The organism is Pseudomonas sp. TH39(2020), from assembly GCF_016650715.1.
Lineage (GTDB): Bacteria > Pseudomonadota > Gammaproteobacteria > Pseudomonadales > Pseudomonadaceae > Aquipseudomonas > Aquipseudomonas mandelii_C.
The window spans coordinates 2,154,648-2,176,701 of record NZ_JAEKFF010000006.1 but is presented as its reverse complement, the minus strand read 5'-3'; the positions used below and the strand labels follow the sequence as shown (position 1 = coordinate 2,176,701).

Annotated in this window: 12 protein-coding genes; 9 read left to right on the top strand and 3 right to left on the bottom strand. The window is 58.6% G+C overall.

Going from position 1 to position 22,054, the window contains the following annotated elements; all coding sequences use genetic code 11:
• Complete coding sequence (gene purE, locus JFU47_RS17635; protein WP_140675678.1) at positions 1 to 492, bottom strand: 5-(carboxyamino)imidazole ribonucleotide mutase; 492 nt, start codon at positions 490 to 492, stop codon at positions 1 to 3.
• Positions 493 to 962: 470 nt separating this feature from the next.
• Here purE and JFU47_RS17630 point away from each other — a divergent pair, with 470 nt between their 5' ends.
• A complete protein-coding gene (locus tag JFU47_RS17630) occupies positions 963 to 1,622 on the top strand; it encodes a hypothetical protein (protein WP_201184603.1) in 660 nt (219 codons plus the stop codon).
• 57 nt (positions 1,623 to 1,679) lie between these two features.
• Here JFU47_RS17630 and JFU47_RS17625 read toward each other — a convergent pair whose 3' ends face one another.
• On the bottom strand, positions 1,680 to 2,591 hold the full coding sequence (locus tag JFU47_RS17625) for a LysR substrate-binding domain-containing protein (protein ID WP_201184601.1): 912 nt from the start codon (positions 2,589 to 2,591) through the stop codon (positions 1,680 to 1,682).
• Between the two features lie 180 nt (positions 2,592 to 2,771).
• Between JFU47_RS17625 and aspA the strand changes: the two genes are divergently transcribed.
• The 8 genes from aspA to JFU47_RS17585 all read left to right on the top strand — a co-directional run bounded on the left by aspA (position 2,772) and on the right by JFU47_RS17585 (position 20,386).
• Positions 2,772 to 4,196 (top strand): aspartate ammonia-lyase, encoded by a 1,425-nt coding sequence (gene aspA, locus JFU47_RS17620; protein ID WP_201184599.1) that lies wholly within the window; start codon positions 2,772 to 2,774, stop codon positions 4,194 to 4,196.
• 524 nt (positions 4,197 to 4,720) lie between these two features.
• Positions 4,721 to 6,172, top strand: a complete 1,452-nt coding sequence (locus tag JFU47_RS17615; protein ID WP_140675681.1) for an alanine/glycine:cation symporter family protein — start codon at positions 4,721 to 4,723, stop codon at positions 6,170 to 6,172.
• A 141-nt stretch (positions 6,173 to 6,313) separates the two neighbouring features.
• Positions 6,314 to 7,318: an asparaginase gene (locus JFU47_RS17610; RefSeq protein ID WP_201184597.1), complete on the top strand. Its 1,005-nt coding sequence runs from the start codon at positions 6,314 to 6,316 to the stop codon at positions 7,316 to 7,318.
• 165 nt (positions 7,319 to 7,483) lie between these two features.
• The gene (locus JFU47_RS17605) at positions 7,484 to 8,476 is read left to right on the top strand and encodes an AraC family transcriptional regulator (RefSeq protein ID WP_201184595.1); all 993 of its coding nucleotides are present in this window, start codon (positions 7,484 to 7,486) and stop codon (positions 8,474 to 8,476) included.
• A 255-nt stretch (positions 8,477 to 8,731) separates the two neighbouring features.
• On the top strand, positions 8,732 to 9,763 hold the full coding sequence (locus tag JFU47_RS17600) for a histone deacetylase family protein (RefSeq protein ID WP_201184593.1): 1,032 nt from the start codon (positions 8,732 to 8,734) through the stop codon (positions 9,761 to 9,763).
• 12 nt (positions 9,764 to 9,775) lie between these two features.
• The gene (locus JFU47_RS17595) at positions 9,776 to 10,891 is read left to right on the top strand and encodes a polyamine ABC transporter substrate-binding protein (protein ID WP_140675693.1); all 1,116 of its coding nucleotides are present in this window, start codon (positions 9,776 to 9,778) and stop codon (positions 10,889 to 10,891) included.
• 160 nt (positions 10,892 to 11,051) lie between these two features.
• Positions 11,052 to 15,671, top strand: a complete 4,620-nt coding sequence (locus JFU47_RS17590; protein WP_201184591.1) for a dermonecrotic toxin domain-containing protein — start codon at positions 11,052 to 11,054, stop codon at positions 15,669 to 15,671.
• 128 nt (positions 15,672 to 15,799) lie between these two features.
• Positions 15,800 to 20,386, top strand: coding sequence for a dermonecrotic toxin domain-containing protein (locus JFU47_RS17585; RefSeq protein WP_201184589.1), 4,587 nt, complete (start codon positions 15,800 to 15,802; stop codon positions 20,384 to 20,386).
• A gap of 32 nt (positions 20,387 to 20,418) precedes the next feature.
• Here the strand turns inward: JFU47_RS17585 and pdxR are convergent, their stop codons facing one another.
• On the bottom strand, positions 20,419 to 21,969 hold the full coding sequence (pdxR, locus tag JFU47_RS17580; RefSeq protein WP_201184587.1) for a MocR-like pyridoxine biosynthesis transcription factor PdxR: 1,551 nt from the start codon (positions 21,967 to 21,969) through the stop codon (positions 20,419 to 20,421).
• Between the last annotated feature and the right edge of the window lie 85 nt (positions 21,970 to 22,054).

Below are 22,054 nucleotides of genomic sequence, written 5' to 3'. Positions count from 1 at the left end.
TCAGGCGATGCGTGGGTCTGGATTTTCCAGGACGCTGTCTGTCTGCTCAGCGCGGAATTTTTTCAGCACCGCGTGGAACTGCGGGTGCTTGGCGCCGAGGATGCTCGCCGAGAGCAGCGCTGCGTTGATCGCGCCGGCCTTGCCGATGGCCAGGGTGGCGACCGGAATGCCCGCGGGCATCTGCACGATAGACAGCAGCGAATCGACGCCCGACAGCATCGCCGACTGCACCGGCACGCCCAGCACCGGCAGGTGGGTCTTGGCCGCACACATGCCTGGCAAGTGAGCCGCGCCGCCGGCACCGGCGATGATCACCTCGATGCCACGCGCCTCAGCCTCTTCGGCGTACTGGAACAGCAGGTCCGGGGTGCGGTGGGCAGAGACCACTTTTACCTCGTAAGGGATGCCGAGCTTTTCCAGCATATCGGCGGTGTGGCTAAGGGTGGACCAATCGGACTTGGAGCCCATGATCACGCCAACCAGTGCACTCATCGTCGTGCCTCTTCTCTCTGGGCGCCCGCAGGCGCGTCAAAAAACAACAAGCCACGCGGAATGCGTGGCTTGAATGTACGAATTATGGCCGGGCGAACCGGCCGAAGGCCGCGCAGTATACCGTAAAGATACCGATAAACAGCCCCCTGCTCGACCATCTGTCATTTGGGGCCAAAGCGCCGTTTATTGACTTTTAGGTCAGTCGGCAGAGTCAAAAAACGGCCGAGCGATATAAAAGTGCATCGGTACTCTGTGAATAATAAGCCAGAATTAAATACATCGAATAATACCGGCAACTCCAACACACCTAACATCATGCAACACACAAAACTTCCATCTCATATAAAACCGTGGTTAATTCTTTTCAATTGCCCGTTAACCGACAGGCGAGAAACCTATTAAATAAACCACGCAATAACCCGCCAACTTGAACTGGCGGGCACGACGCACTTGCATAAAGAATTCAAATCATGACAACTATTAAAATATTAATTATTACGCTGACTGCAGCACTTTTAAACCTTGCCATTCCCGCCTACGCCACCCAGATTACTCAGAATAAAAGTCCAATTACAATATTCGCAATCTTCCATGACGAAGTCCCCCAGAACATAAGAGACACCGCTTACGCAGAAAACTTTCTCCCCTTCATCAAGGATTTCGAGGGGTTCACCGGCCGGCAGGTGAACATTGTGTTTGATCGCAATTCCCCGCCCTACTCAAATTTCAATTACAAATCCGAAGACCTCCAGAAGCTGATGCATCGGTGGAATGACTTATCCACAGACTACCTGGCGAAGAGGCGTGCTGAAGGCTTTCTCATCGCGCCGCTTGATCGTGTTCTCCTTATCACTAATGGTGTTATCAACGGCAGCCCGTTAATTACAGATACTGCAGGAGTCGCGCTACAACCAGGCAAAGCGGCCATCGCCTCTTTAATTCAAGTTCAAAACATTGCTCATGAGTTGGGCCACACCTTTAACGCAAGCCACGAAGCCGGGGAAGTTCTATATAACGGATGGTGGTGCGAAACATTTATGTTTCCGCCGCTACCCTTTCGCTATAGCTGCTTCAGGTTCAGCGGAGAAAATAAAACTCGTATAAATGACTACTTGAAAGCTTACAACTAAGGAATAGACAACACGCACTGCCGGGGTCTTGCCATAGGCCCCGGCTCTTTCAGGCCATCAGGTGTTGCTTGCAGCAGCCCCACCTTCCAGCTTGCGCCACAGCAACCGCACGTTCGCCTTGCGCACCAGTGCGCAGCGGTACAGGCGAATCTCCAGCGGCACATGCCATTGCGGGCCGCCGCAAACCACCAGTTCACCACGAGCCAGTTCGGCGCGCACGCTGAGCCGCGGCACCCAGGCAATGCCCAATCCTTCCAGCGCCATGCTTTTAAGGCTGTCGGCCATTGCAGTTTCGTAAATGGTGGTGAAACGCAGCGCACGCTGGCGCAGCAGCATGTTCACCGAACGCCCAAGAAATGCACCGGCGCTGTAGGCGAGCAGCGGCACACTGCCTTCGCCTTCCAGATCGAACAGCGGCTTGCCCTCGGCGTCCGCCGCGCAGACCGGGAGCATTTCGGTGTCGCCAAGGTGCAGCGACGGGAAGATCTCCGGGTCCATCTGCATCGCCGCGTCCGGGTCGTAGAACGCCAGCATCAGATCGCAACCACCTTCACGCAGGGCATGCACGGCATCACCGACGTTGGTCGCCACCAGGCGCGTCGCGATGTTCAGGCCTTCATTACGCAATTGCGCGATCCAGCGCGGGAAGAAACCCAGCGCCAGGGAGTGAGCGGCGGCGACCTGCATCACCTCGCCCTGCCCGCCTTCCAGGTGATGAAGGTGACGCAACACTTCACCGAGCTGCTCGACCACCGTTCGCGCGGTGACCAGAAACAGCTGCCCCGCCGCCGTCAGTTCAATTGGCGTGCGCGAGCGATTGACCAGGGTCAGCCCCAGCGCAGCTTCAAGGCTGCGAATTCGCCGACTGAACGCCGGCTGTGTCACGAAGCGTCGTTCGGCAGCCTGGGAGAAGCTGCGAGTGGCGGCCAGAGCACTAAAGTCCTCAAGCCATTTACTTTCAAGGTTCATCACGTCCTCCCGGACACGCACCAATTTAGGTCACACGCTCGCCGCCGACACGGCGTCACACGGGCATTATGCCGAATGTGCATAGGCTAGTGTTTAACAGCATTGGCCCAAAATTCTCCACAAGCCTAGCATTTGCAGTGTTCCGGCACAGACCGGGTCCATATCGAGATGATTTCTATCATGTCCTCCGCTGCATCTTTCCGCACAGAAAAAGACCTGCTTGGCGTACTCGAAGTACCTGCTCAAGCGTATTACGGCATCCAGACCCTGCGAGCGGTGAACAACTTCCGTCTCTCCGGCGTTCCGATTTCGCATTACCCGAAGCTGGTTGTCGGGCTGGCCATGGTCAAACAGGCCGCCGCTGACGCCAACCGCGAACTGGGTCACCTGAGCGAAGCCAAGCACGCTGCCATCAGCGAAGCCTGTGCACGTTTGATCCGCGGCGATTTCCACGAAGAGTTCGTAGTGGACATGATTCAAGGCGGCGCTGGCACTTCAACCAACATGAATGCCAACGAAGTCATCGCCAACATCGCGCTGGAGGCCATGGGTCACCAGAAGGGCGAATACCAATACCTGCACCCGAACAACGACGTGAACATGGCGCAGTCGACCAACGACGCCTACCCGACCGCGATCCGTCTGGGTCTGCTGCTGGGTCACGACGCGCTGCTGGCCAGCCTCGACAGCCTGATCCAGGCGTTCGCTGCCAAGGGCCAGGAATTCAGCCACGTATTGAAGATGGGCCGTACCCAGCTGCAAGACGCCGTGCCGATGACCCTGGGTCAAGAATTCCGTGCCTTCGCCACCACATTGAGCGAAGACCTGGCACGCCTGAAAACACTGGCACCTGAACTGCTGACCGAAGTGAACCTGGGCGGCACCGCGATCGGTACCGGCATCAACGCCGACCCGCGCTACCAGCACCTGGCCGTTCAGCGTCTGGCCCTGATCAGCGGTCAACCGCTGGTTCCAGCCGCCGACCTGATCGAAGCCACCTCCGACATGGGCGCCTTCGTGCTGTTCTCCGGCATGCTCAAGCGCACCGCGGTCAAGCTGTCGAAGATCTGCAACGACCTGCGCCTGCTGTCCAGCGGCCCACGCACCGGCATCAACGAAATCAACCTGCCGGCGCGTCAGCCAGGCAGCTCAATCATGCCAGGCAAGGTCAACCCGGTAATCCCGGAAGCGGTTAACCAGGTGGCGTTCCAGATCATCGGCAACGACCTGGCCCTGACCATCGCGGCCGAAGGCGGCCAGTTGCAACTGAACGTGATGGAGCCGCTGATCGCGTTCAAGATCTTCGACTCGATCCGCCTGCTGCAACGCGCCATGGACATGCTGCGCGAGCACTGCATCGTCGGCATCACCGCCAACGAAGAGCGCTGCCGCGAACTGGTCGAGCACTCGATCGGTCTGGTCACCGCGCTGAACCCGTACATCGGCTATGAAAACGCCACCCGCATCGCCCGTATCGCCCTCGAAAGCGGCCGCGGCGTGCTGGAACTGGTGCGCGAAGAAGGCTTGCTCGACGACGAAATGCTCGCCGACATCCTGCGCCCGGAAAACATGATTGCTCCGCGTCTGGTGCCTCTGAAGGCTTAACCGAACGCAACACCGGCGCTTGCTCTTTTAACGAAGAGCACCAAAGGCCACGCTCACCAGGTCGAGGGACTAGACACCTCTCACCTTTTGAGGGCTTGGGGATTTATTCCCCAAGCCCTTTTTTTTAACTTTTGAAGGACTTCTGTCTTCTGTGGGAGTGAGCCTGCTCGCGATGAACGATAACGCGGTGTAACTGAAATGCCGCGGTGTCTGCATCGCGAGCAGGCTCACTCCTACAAGGGCCTGGCTCAAAAAAGTCAGGTGTTTCAAAGGCTTCGTTTCGATGCTTGCACCACAACCGTGCAGACGGACGGCACGCTCATAGGTATAGTGCCGCCCCTCTTCGCGTGAGCGGTCGTCGGTAACGAGGCCCAAACCCATGCGAAACCCGAACTAATAACAACCCGCGATATGGAACCGGGACGAATCTTCGCCTCACCTGTTGTGCCACGCGCAAGCCGGTGTAACGCGATGTTTCTGACCCTCCAGCATTTGCATACACAAAAAACAGCGAGGAAAAATCCATGCTCGAAGTCATCAACGACTTCCTCTCAGGGAAAGTACTGATCGTGCTCATTGTCGGGCTCGGTAGCTACTTCACGATCCGCTCGCGTTTCGTTCAATTGCGCCACTTCTTCCACATGTTTGCGGTGTTCCGCGACAGCCTGAAAAGCAGCGCCGGTCAACTCAGTTCGTTCCAGGCCCTGATGCTCAGCCTCGCCGGCCGCGTCGGTGCGGGTAACATCGCCGGTGTCGGTATCGCCGTGACCCTGGGTGGTCCGGGTGCGGTGTTCTGGATGTGGGTGACCGCGTTGGTCGGCATGTCCAGCAGCTTCTTCGAATGCTCCCTCGGCCAGCTCTACAAGCGCTGCGACTCCGACGGCACGTACCGTGGCGGCCCGTCCTATTACATCCAGCACGGCCTGCAAAAACGCTGGCTGGGCATGATCATGGCGTTCCTGCTGCTGATCACCTTCGGCTTCGCCTTCAATGGCCTGCAATCCCACGCCGTGACCCACTCGCTGAACAACGCTTTCGGCCTCGACACCACCTACACAGGCTTGGCCCTGGCGGTGTTGTTGGGTCTGGTGTTCATCGGTGGTATCAAGCGCATCGCCAAGGTCGCTGACCTCCTGGTGCCGGTGAAAACCCTGGTGTACATCGGCGTGACCCTCTACGTGATCGTGCTGCAATTCGACCACGTTCCAGGCATGTTGATGACCATCGTCAAAAGCGCTTTCGGTCTGGATCAAGCCTTCGGCGGCCTGATCGGCAGCGCGATCGTCATGGGCGTGAAGCGTGGCGTGTTCGCCAACGAAGCGGGCCTGGGCAGTGCGCCGAACGTGGCCGCAGTGGCTTCGGTCGAGCACCCGGTGGCACAGGGTGTGGTTCAGGCGTTCAGCGTATTCCTCGACACCTTCGTGATCTGCACCTGCACCGCGTTGCTGATCCTGCTGTCGGGTTTCTACACCCCGGGCTTCGAAGGCGACGGCATTGCCCTGACCCAAAACTCGCTGGCTGCCGTAGTCGGTGACTGGGGCCGGAGCTTCATCTCCGTAGCCCTGTCGTTGTTCGTGTTCACCTCGATCCTCTACAACTACTACCTGGGCGAGAGCAACCTGCGCTTCCTGATCGGTGAAAACCGCAAGGCGCTGATCGGCTACCGCGCACTGGTTTTGGTGTTGATCTTCTGGGGTGCGATCGAGAACCTCGGCACGGTGTTCGCCTTCGCCGACATCACCATGACCCTGCTGGCGTTCGTGAACCTGATCGCGCTGTTCCTGCTGTTCAAAGTCGGCATGCGCATCCTGCGTGACTACGATGATCAGCGGGCTGCCGGGATCAAGACGCCGGTGTTCGATTCGAGCAAGTTCCCGGATCTGGACCTGGACCTGAAAGCCTGGCCAGCCAATCCGCCAGCGGCCGACACCAAGGCTGAAGCTGAGCCGCAAGGCGTACCCGCAGCGCAACGCTGATCGGTTAAAGTGCGAAAACCCATGTGGGAGCGAGCCTGCTCGTGAAAGCGGACTGACATTCAACATTGATGTCGACTGACACGCCGCTTTCGCGAGCAGGCTCGCTCCCACAGGGGAAGTCATTGTTCTCGGAGCGTCTCCATGAATTCCTCGACCTACCCTGCCGCCCAGCACGTCATGGTGCTCTACACCGGCGGCACCATCGGTATGCAAGCCAGCGCCAATGGCCTGGCCCCAGCGTCCGGTTTCGAAGCCCGGATGCGCGAGTATCTGCACAGCCAGCCTGACCTTGTCGTGCCGCAGTGGCGCTTTCGCGAGATGTCGCCGCTGATCGACAGCGCCAACATGAGCCCGGCTTACTGGCAGCAACTGCGTGAAGCGGTGGTCGACGCCGTCGATGTCCAGGGCTGCGACAGCGTGCTGATCCTGCATGGCACCGACACCCTCGCCTACAGCGCCGCCGCGATGAGTTTTCAATTGCTCGGCCTGCATGCCCGCGTGGTGTTCACCGGTTCCATGCTGCCGGCCGACGTAACCGACAGCGATGCCTGGGAAAACCTCAGTGGCGCGCTGGTTGCTTTGGGTCACGGCCTTGCGCCGGGCGTTCATCTGTACTTCCACGGCGAACTGCTGGACCCGACCCGTTGCGCAAAGGTACGCAGTTTCGGTCGTCATCCGTTCAAGCGACTTGAGCGTCAGGGTGGCGGTGCGAAGGCTTCTTCAATACCGGCATCGCTGATCTATAACCAGCCCAAGCAATTGGCGAAAGTCGCTGTGCTGCCGCTGTTCCCCGGCATCGGCGCCGAAATACTGGACGGCCTGCTCGACAGCGGCATCCAGGGTCTGGTGCTGGAGTGCTATGGCAGCGGCACCGGGCCGAGCGATAACCCTGAGTTTCTCACCAGCCTGGGACGGGCGCGGGACAAAGGTGTTGTTGTCGTCGCGGTGACGCAGTGCCATGAAGGTGGTGTCGAACTGGATATTTACGAGGCAGGCAGTCGCTTGCGTGGTGTCGGCGTGTTGTCCGGTGGCGGCATGACTCGCGAGGCTGCGTTCGGCAAGTTACATGCTTTGCTGGGCGCAGGGCTGGATAGCGCTGAAGTACGTCGTCTTGTAGAACTAGACCTCTGCGGCGAACTGAGCTGACACCCTGCAAACCCCTGTGGGAGCGAGCCTGCTCGCGATAGCGGTCGTCCATCCAACATTGATGCTGACTGACACACCGCCATCGCGAGCAGGCTCGCTCCCACAGGATCTCCATCAGGCATATAACTTGCTGCGTTTCAGCCATCCCAAGGCTGGAAGCCGCCCATGCTCCACTCCCACCTCACCACCCTCAACGCCGTCTCCCTTGTGCTCAACACCTTCAAGGCCGAAGGCTTGTCCAGCGAAGCGCTGCTGGCGGGAAGCGGCATCAGCGCGGCGGATCTGAGCCGGGCCGACACGCGCATTACCACCAACCAGGAGATGCAGGTCTGCGCCAACGCCGTCGCGCTCAAGCGTGACATCGGCCTGGAGCTGGGCCGCCGGATGCATGTTTCGTCCTACGGCATGCTCGGTTATGCGCTGCTAACCAGTGCCACCTTCGGTGACGCTTTGCGGTTGGCAATGCGTTATCCGGCGCTGTTGGGAACACTTTTCGAGCTGAGCCTGGAAGACGACGGCGAGCGCGTCTGGTTCGTCGCCGCCGATTACCGGGAAAGCCCGGCACTGGCGGTATTCAATGCCGAGTTCTGTCTGGTGTCGTTGAAAGTCATCTGCGACGACCTGCTCGGCCATCCACTTCCCGTGCTCGCTGCTCGCTTTGAACATAGCGCGCCAGACTATCAAGCGACCTACACCGAGCACTTCGACTACCCGCTGCACTTCGAGGCGCGGGACAACGCCTTCGCCTTTGATAAACGCTGGCTCGATCAACCCTTGCCACTGGCCGACGTCATCACCCATCAGGCCATGGTCGAACGCTGTCGCAAGCAGAACACCGAATTCACGGGTCGCCAGGTGTGGCTGGGGCGAATCCGCCAGCTACTCAGCGCGCAGTTGAATGCGGCGCCGGGGCTTGAGGGGTTGGCCGAGCAGATGAATTGCTCGGCGCGCACCTTACGTCGGCACCTGAAGGATCTGGGCTGCAGCTATCAGGAATTGCTTGATGAGCTGCGGTTCGAGCAGGCCAAGCAAATGCTGTGTGAGGACCAACTGCCGATCTATCAAATCGCCGAGGCATTGGGTTTCAGCGAGACAGCGAGTTTCCGTCATGCGTTTGTGCGCTGGAGCGGCGTAGCGCCGAGTCAGTTCCGGCCCTGACCACCCACTGATCGTTCCCATGCTCTGCGTGGGAATGCAGCCAGTGACGCTCTGCGTCACCGGGACGCGGAGCGTCCCAAGAGGCATTCCCACGCGGAGCGTGGGAACGATCGGCCAAGGCTCGCGCCAATAAGGGGCGAATTGCGGTCAATTCTTTTGGCCATATTGATCCCCTTTTGGCCTTTCCTGCCGTTCTCTCAAACACCGTGCGCCGCAAGACTGTGTTCAACCGAATCAGCCTGCGGAGAACAAGAAATGCTGACGATCTACTCGGACGATCACCACCTGCACCACGGCCGTTGCGAATTGATGGACGGGCAACTGATGCCCTGCTTTGAGATGCCGTCCCGCGCCGACCACGTGCTGCAACGCGTGCAATACCGCGACCTCGGTCCGGTCGAAGCGCCGCAGGATTTCGGCCTCGACCCGATCGCGCGCGTCCATAGCCGCGCCTACCTCGACTTCTTCAAAGGTGCCTGGGCACGCTGGACCGAATTCGGTACCGACGGCGACTTGCTGCCCTACACCTGGCCGGCCCGCACTTTGCGCCGGATCATCCCCACCAGCCTGCACGGCCAACTCGGCTATTACAGCTTCGACGGCGGCGCACCGATTACTGCCGGAACGTGGCAAGCGGCATACAGCGCGGCGCAAGTAGCGCTGACCGCTCAAGCCGTCATTCAACGCGGCGCACGCAGTGCCTTCGCCTTGTGCCGTCCACCGGGACACCACGCCGCCAGCGATTTGATGGGCGGTTATTGCTACCTCAACAACGCCGCCATCGCCGCTCAAGCCTTCCTTGACCAAGGCCATAAAAAGGTCGCAATCCTCGACGTCGACTACCACCACGGCAACGGCACTCAATCGATTTTTTACGAGCGCAGCGACGTGCTGTTCACCTCGATCCACGGTCATCCGGAAGCCGAGTTCCCATTCTTCCTCGGCTATGAAGATGAGCTGGGTGAAGGGGCCGGCGAAGGCTTCAACTTCAACTACCCTTTGCCGGCCGGGAGCGGTTGGGACAGTTGGAGTGCCGCGCTGGAACAAGCCTGCAAAGAGATCGAAAAGTACGGTGCCGACATCGTCGTCGTATCCCTGGGTGTCGATACGTTCAAGGACGATCCGATCTCCCAATTCAAGCTCGACAGCCCGGATTACCTCGCCATGGGCGCGCGCATCGCGAAGCTCGGCAAACCGACGCTGTTCGTGATGGAAGGCGGTTACGCGGTAGAAGAAATCGGCATCAATGCCGTGAACGTTCTCGAAGGTTTTGAAAGCGCCCAATGAGGAATTAGAACAATGATCAGTCTCAAGCGTTTTATCGCGCCAGCACTCTTCCCCACAGTGCTGTGCGCCACAGTGCTCAGTGGTGCCGTTCACGCTGAAGAGCGAACGTTGCGCGTCTACAACTGGTTCGACTACATCACCCCCAAAGCGCTGGAAGACTTCAAGGCCCAGAACACCCAGACCAAACTGGTCTACGACATCTTCGACACCAACGAAGCGCTGGAGGCCAAGCTGCTGACCGGCAACTCCGGTTATGACGTGGTCGTGCCGTCCAACGTATTCCTTGCCAAGCAAATCGAGGCCGGCGTTTTCCAGCCACTGGATCGCAGCAAACTGCCGAACTGGAACCACCTCGATCCCAAGCTGATGAAGCTGATCGAAGCCAACGATCCGGGCAACAAATTTGCCGTGCCGTACATGTACGGGACCATCCTGATCGGTTTCAACCCGGACAAGATCAAGGCTGCACTGGGTGACAACGCACCGGTGGACAGCTGGGACCTGATCTTCAAGGAAGAGAACATCAGCAAGCTCAAGCAGTGCGGCGTGGCCCTGCTCGACTCGCCGTCGGAGATCCTGCCACTGGCCCTGCAACACCTCGGCCTGGACCCCAACAGCAAGAAACCGGCGGATTACGAAAAGGCTGAAGCGCTGTTGATGAAGATTCGTCCGTACGTCACCTACTTCCATTCCTCGAAGTACATGGCCGACATCGCCAACGGTGACATCTGCGTCGCGGTCGGTTATTCCGGCAGCTTCTCCCAGGCCGCCAACCGCGCCAAGGAAGCCAAGAACGGCGTGATCGTCGACATGCGTCTGCCGAAAGAAGGCGCGCCGATCTGGTTCGACATGCTCTCCATCCCAAAAGGCGCGAAGAACCCGGAAGACGCCTACACCTTCATCAACTACTTGTTGCAGCCGCAGGTGATTGCACCGGTCAGCGATTTCGTCGGCTACCCGAACCCGAATAAGGACGCCACCGAAATGGTCGACCCGGCGATCCGCAACAACCCGAATCTTTACCCGACCGAAACGGCGATGAGCACGCTCTACACCCTGCAACCGCTGCCCCGTGACGCCGAACGGGCGCGGACCCGGGCCTGGACCAAGATCAAGTCCGGGACCTGAACAACCCATCGTTTACGCGCCATTGAAGACCCGCCCCGTGCGGGTCTTTTTTTTACCTGACGATATTTAAGTACCACCCGACCGATCCAACACCCCGCTACTTTCCGGACCTGACCGGCGCGTTTGCGCGCACGTCCCAGTCCCTCAGAAAGGAATGCACATGTCCTCTACCGAAACGAATGCTGTCGAAGCCGATCCGGCATCCAGCAACCCCAGTGATCTGCTCACCCAACTGGTCACCGGCCCCTCGATCAGGGAAGTCGCCACCCGTATTCTTCAACAGGACCTGAAAAAGCTTTATCCACAATTGGAAATCGATCCCAGGATGGCGATGGTCGTCACACCGCGCTGGAAAATCATCGCCGGGGCGGTCCAGCCCGGGTCATTGAGATTCGAGTCATTGACGGACGCGCTATTGCGACACTTCGGCTCAGGCGAGTCAGTGACCTACCTCGACGGTGAACACTTCCTGAGCCTTAATCCCAAGGCGATCACACCCATCCACCTTCCGGTCAAGATCGATGCGATCGGGCGCCTGATCAATAAACTGTCCCCCCTCCTGTTGGTGGCTTACCAGGAACAACAACTTGAATACTGGGACCAACCCACCCACGGCACGACCCTGCGTTGGCAGGCGTTGTCGCAGTCATTGCGCCAGGTCTGGAATGTAGAAAAGGTTGAGGGCTGGGATGTGCACCAGCTGGCCATTGCGCGCAGTGTCTTCAATTATCCCGATGCGACGTTGCGAGGCCCCCACGACACCTACAAGACCCGGGTCTGTCTGATCGACTTCGACCGGCTCGATGGCACCGTATCCAGCCACCTCAATCGTACGGATTTGACGGTCGTGATCGGCACCGTCGGGACACGCACGATCATTCTGACCCACTCCATCGCGACGGGCTTCCTGGCCTATGAATCGCTGGAAAAACTGGGCGAGATCCTGCCCGGTTACGTTGAAAAACTGCCCCCAGAGGCCACGCTTCAATGGCGCCTGTTCGAACCCTCCGGGAATTTTTTTAATCATCAGGCCACCGCACTGATTGCTCTCCAGGCTGATGTCATTGCCAGCCTGGCGTATGCAAAACGGGCCAGCAGGCCGGCGATCACCACCCCCTCCCGTCCCACAGCAGAGGTGACCGGTACGACTCAGGCCGAGCAGGATTCGCACTTCGAAAAGGTGCAGCGTCTGATCCCCGAATGGCTGAACAACGCTTCGCCATTCGATCTGGGTTGCTACAGCCGACACCTGTTGGATCTGGCGCTGCTACAACTGCGAAACAGCGGCAAATCCTTCGACGACGATATTGCTCCGATCAAGACGTTCGCGCTGGATGCGCTTCGAGCCCACATGCTCAAAAGCCACAGTGACGTTGCCCAAATGAAGCTTGAGAACGTCGAGATCGTTATTGTCAGTCAAGTGGTGTGGGGAGCATTCACGGCCCCCGGCATGAGCGAGACCACACGCCTGGACCTCGCCGAACTGGCACTCGAAAACCTCATCGCCCTCCCGCTGGGCAACCAGTCGGTTCAGTACAAAGACGGCACAGCGGTGCCGGCCTGGATGACACCCGACTACCTTAAGACCGCAATCAGCACCGTCGACATTGGCACGGCTTACCCGGCGTGGGTCAAGGGCAAGCTGCTGGATGACCCGCTGGAATCGCTGCGGCGTCAACGCCTCTACGCCAGTAACCTGCGCATCCAGCTGCCGCTGCAAGCATTGCAAAGCAAGATCCTTGGCGAACACGGCATCGACGAGCGGGGCTATCGCTACGTTGTGGCGGTGATGAATGTGCTGAATGCCGATCGGTGGGTGGAGGGGCAAGAGATCGTCATTCGCCCTCTGGCGTTCATCCCCAGCCAGCGGGACAGCAAAACCCCTGACGAAGTCACCAACATGTATGTGATCGGGCCGCGGGACATGGACAAGGGGCCTTGCATCCTCTATCGCCCACTGCTTGAACAACCGTTGGCGCAGTATCCCGCGGCCGCCAACCTGCTATATGCGATCAACCACTCCAAAGAGCTACGGGCATCAACCCTGGCGTGGTTGCCGGACAACGTTCGGTTCAACTATTCGCAGTATGTCTTCCCGGGGGAATTGCCTTCGGTCTGGACGTTGTCCCAACTGCTGGTCGATCCAGCCATTTCCTTGCAGATGAGCGGACCCGTGTTGTTCGGGCAGAGAGTGATAGAACACGACCGCCTGGCGACTCTGTTCAAGGCCAACGCCAACGCGATGGTCATGAAGGGTGAGCGAGACTCGGTGTCCAATGCCGAAAGCCGTTGGGCCAGCTTCAAACAACACGCCTGGATGATATTCAGCGCCGTGTTGCCGTTTCTCGGTCGCACCGCCGGAACAGCTGCGTGGATCTGGCAGATTCTGGACGACCTGCAAGAAGGCATCGACGCCCGGGAAAACCAGGATACGACGGCACAATGGTCGGCCCTGACCGACTTGTTCCTGACCCTGGGCATGGTGCTGGCTCACCACGCGACCGCCCGACGCCAACCCGCGCGAGACCGCGTATCGCAGACCGAAACACCCATCATTGTCGGCGCGGAGAAAAGCCCTCCGGCCCAGACCCCGGCCAGCATACAGCTGCCTGATATTGCTGCTGATTATCTGCCAGCCGAACACCAGACCTCACTTCATCCCACAACCGCACTCAATAGCAGCCAAGGGCTGGGGCCAACCCTGGACCGGTACAAAATCCCCAAACCGCAAGGACTCGGGGCGGCCAGTACCGAAGGCTCGCACAAGCACCTCTATGAACATCAGTCCAAATGCTATGCCCCGGTTGGCGAACGATGGTTCGAGGTCTTCCTGAACGACGATGGAATCGTTCAGATCATTGATACCCGCCAGGAACCGTCCATCAACGGACCGCTGTTGATCAACAACTCCACAGGTGAATGGTTCATTGATATCAGGCTGCGACTGCGTGGCGGCGGCAAAAAAAGCAAGCTCAAGGCATTACAACAAGCGAACGCAACCAGAATCGCCAGCATCAAGACTCATCTGGCCGTCTTCGATGCGCAGATAGCATCCAAAAGAAAAGGTATTGCCGACGCCTACAACGCCATGAAAAATGCCCCCGCCGATGCAATCGACGCCACTCGACAAACATTTCTCGAAAAACTGGAGGCACGCACCGACGAATATGAAACCACGATCGAGAAAGTCAAATCGCTCAATCTGGTGGAGGAAGTGCCTAACTATCGTGACGCGATGATCGAAATGCTGGGAACTCAACTGTTTTTCAACCAAACCTGGATCGACCAGAAATACCCGGCATTCGTCGAGGCCCTGCGTCTGACCATGGAACATCTCGATGCCAAAGAAAACAGCGGCCCTCCTCCCCCCGCCGGCACGTTTGAAACCATGTCAGACCTGACCCAGGGCATTATTCAGAAGGTTGAGTTCGCTCAGTCCCGCTTCCAGGAATTGACGCGTCTGGGCAAAAATGCCGAGCAGTTGTCCCTGGAGTATCAAAAAAAACTACCCAATTTCGACCTCCAGGACCTCCGGTCCCTTCAGGTCACCCTCGCCCGCGAGCTGTGCCTCAAACCTGGCGAAACGCCCGAACTGTCCGCAGCCAAAGCTTCCATCGTGCAGATTGTCGAAGATGCCGATCTGACGGTGAATAGTGCGATGGAGTTGATGCGTGATGAGCTGCTGAGCTCGGGTGACCGGATCGAGGCCTTGAACAACCTGGTCGACCAGTTCGCCGCTATCGAACAGCGCCTGCAGAGCTTCGCCGGAACGTACCCGGAGCAGATTGTCAAAGAGCAATTTGAGCGGCTGCAGGTCCGCGTTGGCGAGTTCAATCAGCAGACCGTCGGGCATCTGGCGGACTTGTTGCGCAAGCAGCGACTCCTGGAGCCTGCACCCGGCCCGTCACGCCCCTCATCGGCGTCAAACAAGAGAGTCATCAAGACGCGTTTCAAAGGCACCGTGATCGGCAAAACCCGCAAAACCACGCCCGGCCACCCGGTCCTCGTGGATGTCACCGCGCCGGTGACCGGCAAGGTGATCGCCACCTTCCACGAAAAAACACCAGGGGTCTGGATCGAGCGGGTGACGAAGAAACCGGCCCCCAGAGAACGCCTGCCTGACCCGGGGACACGTATAACGGCAGGAAAAGCACTGCTGGATACTCTACCGTCCTTTACCCAACGTACCGAAGCTGACTCAAAACAGCCCAGGCAGATCCCGGTGGAAATAGAAGAAGCGTTCCACCAGCAGGCCTCCCGCCTTGAAGACGCCACCAAGGCGATCAACGCAGCGCTCATCCAAAGCAATGCCACGCAGGACCATACGAACGACGCACGACCGGTATTGGCACAACTGGCCACACAAACCACCCGGCTCTATGCCGAAGGCCATCGCCTGCGGCTTGAGATGACCAAACGACAACCGCCTACCGCCGCACGCGTCGAGTGGTTACGCAGTAAAGGTGAAGTCGACATTGTGCGTGTGGGAGAGCGACGTCGGCTCAAAGGGCCGCGCCGGGATTATCTGCAGGAATACGAAGTGCGTGAGGCCACCACCGCCCGCGTGCTGTGGTATGCCCACTTCCACTACGCCCAGCTCAAGGATGGCGTCCAGTCCTTTACCGCCGCGCACCTGAAAACCCGCGAGCAACGATTGCTTGGCCGTGTCGATATAGGGGCAAGCACCAGCAACCAGGAAGCGATCGAGATCTATCGCAGCGAGATCAGCCCTCTGCTGGCCCGATCGCTGTTCTTCTCTCAGGCACCCGCGTCTACCTGACCGTTACCACAGACCCATCTGCCGATGGGTCTTTTTAACCGCGGCCATCGACTGCCACCTCACCGGCTGTTTCGCCCATATCGGGTGCTGGCGGCCGCCCTCTACTCCGGTCAAAAAGGAAAATGACCATGACACAAGTATCCACACCCACTCCCCCAAGCAACGCAACACTGCTGCTGGACAGAAGTAATCTGGTCAGCCAGACCAATCAGGGCCCCACCCTCGACGATGTCAGCTCGCAAGTGCTGCGCGAAGCACTGAAACAGCTTTATCCGCAGCTCGACATCGACCCCGACCAAACACTGATCGTCACTCCAGGATGGCGCATGGAGGATGGAACCTTGAGTGCCGACTCGCCATACGTGGAGACATTGACCCATGCGCTGGTGCGTCTGAGCTGGAGCGCAGGTGTCGCGAACTTCATCGAAGGTGAGCACTTCCTGATGCGAATTCCCCTTACCAGCTCTCCCGTTCATCTCGCCGTCAGTGTCGAAGACATTGCCCAACTGCTGAACGATCACGTCTCCCTGCTATCCGTCGAGTTTCAACAGTGCGCACTGGCTTTCTGGAATGAGGCGGTAAACGATCAGCCCCGCTGGCATGGGCTCTGCGAGACGCTGAGAAACACGTTTAATGTTCAACAGGCAAAGGGCTGGAGCGCCGATCAATGCGCCGTGGCCCGTGCGGTGTACAACTATCCGGACAAAACCGAACGGGCGTTGAAAAACACTGAAATCCCCGGCATCACAGCCTGCCTGATCGACGTGGACTACAGCGAAACCACCAACACCGCCCATCTCATGTTGGGAGGTGCAATTGCCCTGAAGGCTACTTATAAACAGCGCGAACAGATCATGCTGTACACGATAGAAGACGGCTACGAGGCCTTCGATTCTCTGGAACAACTGGGCGCGTCGCTGCCCGCCCGGATCGACATGGACCTGGCAGGTCGCACACTCAAGTGGCAATTGGTCGAGCCAGCAGGCAACATTTTCGATCACATGGCCTGGGCGCTGATCGCCTCTCAAATGGACGCCATCAACGCATTCATCCCCTCGGTCTCGACCGCCGGGACCGGAAAAACCCCTGGCTTGCGCACGGCAGTCACCCCGGCAGGACATTTCAGCTCCGCCGACAAGAGCCGCATCGAGCAGGTTGAAGCGGCCATACCCGATTGGTTATCAAACGCCTCGGCCAGTCATCTGCAAGACTACAGCCGTGGTCTCTCCTATCTGGGAAAACTACGAAACGCCTCAGGCCTGAACGATATTCCGCTGATCGGTGCGTACGCGCAGACCAAAATGCGTGAAGCCATCGTCACGGACAAAGTCAGCGAAGGGGCCGCGCAGCTACCGCTGGATGACCTGCAAATCACTGTCACCAACAGCTTCATCGCCGGCGGGCTCACCTTGCCCAACCCGCATGACCGGCATATCGAAAGCCTGGGTGATTTCGCCCTGCAAAATACCGCGCCCTACCTGGCAGAACTGCATTTCAAAAACAACGAAACCGTCCCCCAATGGCTGACGGTTGATTACCTCATTTCCATGGCCGCTCAGGTCAATGTCGGCAAGACCTACCCACAATTGCTCAGAAGCAAACTGATCGATGATCCGGCACAAGTCGCGCTCCAGAAGCAGCGCTACATCAGCCAACTACCCGACCTGCTACGGCTCAAGGCACTGGAGTGCATGCTTCAACAGGAAGGCGGGGTCGATGAAACAGGCTATCGCTACATCTGCGAGTTAATGGACGTCGCACTCGGAAAACCGCGACCAGGTAATCTCGATATCGTGATTCGCCCCCTCACGTTCAGTCCTCGGCATCGCCTGCTGCCTGGCGGTGACACCGTCACAAACATGTTCATCGTCGGCCCGCGGAAAAAAACAGACGCTCCCTGCCTGCTTTACCGGCCACTGCTTGAGCAACCTATATTGCAGTTTGCCTCGCAGGCAAACCTGGTTTACGCCCTGCACCAACCGGGCGAGCTGCGCGACTCCGTACTGGCCTGGCTCCCGACCCCGGCGCTGAGCTTCGAATATGCGCAATACGTCTTTCCCGTGGGGCTGCCTTCGCCATGGCTGGCGACTCAGTCCGATATCGATACGCTACTCACTCTGGACCTGGCCGGGCCCATCGACCTGGGAACCAAAGAGATCGTCGACGACATACTGGCAACACTGTTTAACAGCAACGCCAGCACCATGGCGGAGCAGGCGGATCGGCAGTCACTGTCCAATGGCGAAAGACGCTGGGCACTCTTGAAGGACAGTGCCTGGGCGATCTTCAACGTTGCCTCAACCTTCTTGAGCGGGCCTGTGGGGACCGCCGTCTGGGTGTGGCAAAGCATCAGCGAGATCCAGCAAGCGCTCGATGCCCATGAACAAGGCGACACGCTGGTCGAGTGGAGTTCATTGGGTGATGTGCTGGTGACACTTGCTATTGTGCTGACTCACCGCGCTTACGAGCAGCGTCATAGCGAATGGACCGGGCATTCGCGCAAGAAACCGGCATGGGAACTGCCGTCACCTCCAGCACCACGTCCATTACCCGAGCCTGTCCCTGCGACGATTTCCATGGATCCCCTGGTATTTGAACTGTCCGCAAGCCATTCCTCTTCACTGGAAATCGGCGTATCGGTCCCTCGTCGCTCAGGCCCGACACTGGACGCCTTTCTGGACACGCTCAAAGTCAGCGCGCCGGATCTGAACAGCACCGAGCTGAACACACTGAATGAGAAACCGCCCCATCTGAATCAGCTCAACGATACGCACTACGCCCAGGTCGGCGAGCGCTGGTTCAAGGTCAGCATCGATGACGACGAGGAAGTGCAGATCCTCAATCCAAATGACCCCATGCGTCCTGGCCCGTTGCTGGTTCATGACCAGCACGGCAAGTGGTATGTCGATACACGGTTGCGACTGCGTGGTGGTGGTCCCAAAAGCCGTATGAAAGCCTTGAAGCAAGCAAAGGAGAACCGCAAACTCGAGCTGAATACTCAGTTAGAGACATTCAAGGGCCAGGAAAAAACCCATCAGGAAGCACTCGATCGCCTCCAGATCGCTATGTCCAAGGCTGCCGCCGAGAACCTCGAAACAGCGTCCAGGTCTTACACCGACAAACTCGATGAGCGAATCAAAAGCTATGGAGAGGCCCTCGAACAGCTACGCGAATGGCGCTCGCTGGGCGGTGAAACCAATTACACCTACACGTTGTTGCGCCTCACCACCGAGCAGCAAAAGTTCCTGTCACTCTGGTTAACGGTGAAGAACAATCAATACGTTCGGGTCACGCAACCACTGGAGGAACAGGCCCATATCAACAGTGCTGAACCGGTGCCCGGGAACCTGGCCGTCATTCAGCAGGCAACCGTACTGAGCAACGCCATAATCGAACGGCTTGAGCTGGCAAAAGCCACTCTGGCGGGCCTCAAGGTACTAGGCCGCACAGGGCTCACCAGAATCCAAGCCCTCACAATGCTCCTGCCAAAATCCACCCGACTGGACTTCAAGGCCAACGAAATCGGTATGGCCTACGAACTGTGCATTCAAGAGACCTCTGACGAGACCATGCCACAGGCTCGAGCGGCAATCGCCAGCATTGTGGTCGAAGCCGCCGAGGCCAGCCATGAAGTCGCTGATATGACGAAACAGCCGAGCGTTACCGAGCCGCCCGAGGAGCGCATCAAAAAACTGTCCAGGCTGGCCGACATCTATGCCGATACCCATCAGCGCATCCAGGACCTGCCAACCCGATACCCCGGGATGGTCCGCCAATCGCCTCTCGACCACCTTCAAGCATTGATCTCGGAATTTCAGGCACTGACGCTGACCCAGCTCGACGACCTGCTTCCCGAGGCCGAAGAGTCTTTCCTCCAGGAACCTCCCCAACCTGTTGTCGCAGGGCCGTCGCGGCCCAAGGTCAAAATCAAAGTCACCAAGACCCGTCCACGCGTCGTGGAAAGCGAAGCCCCCCAAATACCCGAGCAGGTGAAAGAGGAGGAGGCGTTCCACAAGCTCGCCCCCAAAAGCGCACAACCAGCCAGACCCGCTCTGGATGATACAGATACCATCGCTGCCGCCCTGAACCTCAACCTGGACGTAAACGATTTCATCAGACGCACCAACCGGGATGCCGAACGTGCGAACCGAATCCCTGCCGATGTGCAGGATCTGTTCGATCAACAGGCGCTCAAACTGGAAGAGTCTGCAACAAACCTCGACAGGGTCATGAGCAACATCAAAAGTGCCGGTAAACAACTTCCTCCCATATCAGGCCAGAGCCAGGTAATGCGTGGAGCAGCCATCAGGCTCCGCAACGAAGGCATCAGTACCCGCACAAAAATGCTCAAGAAGCGCAAACCCAGGCAGGAGTACTTTCAATGGTTGCACGAGAACCGACAGATCAAAATCGTCCGCAACGATCAAGGCAGGATCAGAACCAAGGGGCGCAAGGACTACTTTCAGGAGTACCGGATTCTCGACACCCGCAACAATGACCAGGAACTGTGGGTTGCGCATTTCCACTACGAAACACTTGAGAGCAACGCCACTCAACCCACCGCAGCTCACCTGAAAGTATCTGAAAAATACCTGGCGACGCTGGAGACCGAGCTTCGGCAACAGCTGGCCACACTTCAACCGATTGACTACGTACTACGTCGAATTACCAGTGCGTCCACCCAATCGCTGTTCCTGACACTTGAACCCCAGTGATAAGTAAAAAGGCTGGTTGCCAGCCAGCCTTTTTACCGACGCCAGGCACTGAGCAGACGCACAAGCGCTGACTCGATGGCTGCTTCCGGCACCGCCGCAAAACCCAGCACCAACCCCGCTCGCTGATCCGCCGGAGTGTTCGAATCCGGTAGCCAGTAACTGCTCAGGCCGTTGATCTCGACATCGACGCTGGCGGCGGCTTCAATCAGTTCGCGTTCGCGGGCCTGAGTGTCGACCGCCACCGTCAAGTGCAGCCCAGCTGCCACACTCGGCAGGCTGCCAACTCCGGGAATGTCCGAGGGCCAGTTGGCCAGAAGTGTATTGCGGCGACTCAACGCGGCGCGGCGCATGCGGCGGATGTGCCGCTGGAAATGCCCGGCCGCCATGAACTCGGCCATGACGGCCTGGGTGCTCACCTCGGAATGCCGAACATCGACCGCGCGACGCTGGGCGAAAGCGTCTACCAATGCCGGAGGCAGCACCAGATAGCCCAGGCGCAATGCCGGAAAAGCCACTTTGCCGAACGTGCCGACGTAGAGCACCCGCCCGTGACGATCTAGCGCAGCCAGCGGGGCCAGAGGCGCGCCGCTATAACGATACTCGCCATCGTAATCATCCTCGACGATCCACCCCTCGGTTCGCTCGGCCCAGGCCAACAACTCCAGCCGCCGCGCCAGACTCATCACCACCCCGGTCGGGTACTGATGCGACGGCGTGACATAGGCCAGTCGACAATCGTTGAGCCCGTTCAATTCGGTGCAGTCGATGCCCTCGCTGTCCACCGCCACCCCATGCAATCGCGCACCGGCCACGGCGAACGCATGACCCGCCGCCCGATACCCCGGATTCTCGATCGCCACGCCATCGCCCGGCTCTACCAGCAGCTGTGCACAAAGGCTAATCCCCTGCTGTGCGCCACTGGTGATCACTATTTGTTCAGCCGTGCACTGCATCCCCCGGGAACTGCGCAAGTACGCGGCAATCAGACCGCGTAATCGTGCATCGCCCGCAGGATCGCCATAACACAACTGCTGGAGATCCGGTTTACGCCAGAAAGCCGCATTCAGCTTGGCCCAGACCTCGAAAGGAAACAGGTCGAACGCAGGAACACCGACCCGGAACGCACGGGGCGGACCACTGGGCGGCAAGGCCAAATGGTTCTTTTCCACGCGTCCCAGTGCCCCGCTGTGGATAACTTTGCTGGATGAAACCACAGGTAAATCCAGCCAATTTGTGGATAAGGCTGTGGGTAACCCTGTTGACAACCCTGTGGATACTTTTGTGGATAGTTTTTTCACCGGCAACACTGCTTGAGGCAATTGCGCGACATACGTCCCATCCCCCACACGTCCTTCAATAAAGCCCTCGGCGTAGAGCTGATCGTAGGCACGGACCACGCTGTTTCGGGAAATCGACAACGCCGCCGCCAGATCGCGACTGGCCGGTAATCGCGTACCGCTGGCCAGCCGACCGTCGAGCACTCGCACCCGTAAGGCTTGATAGAGCTGACGACTCAAACCCTGGCGTCGATCGAGTTCGATACCCGCGGGGTTGAATGACAAGGACAGTGGCTCGCTGGTCATGGCAATGGACCTATGAAATTTGTCGTTAATGGCTCTTACAACAGACCAATAGCCTGCCTAGGATGCAGGCATTCGCCAAGGAAAA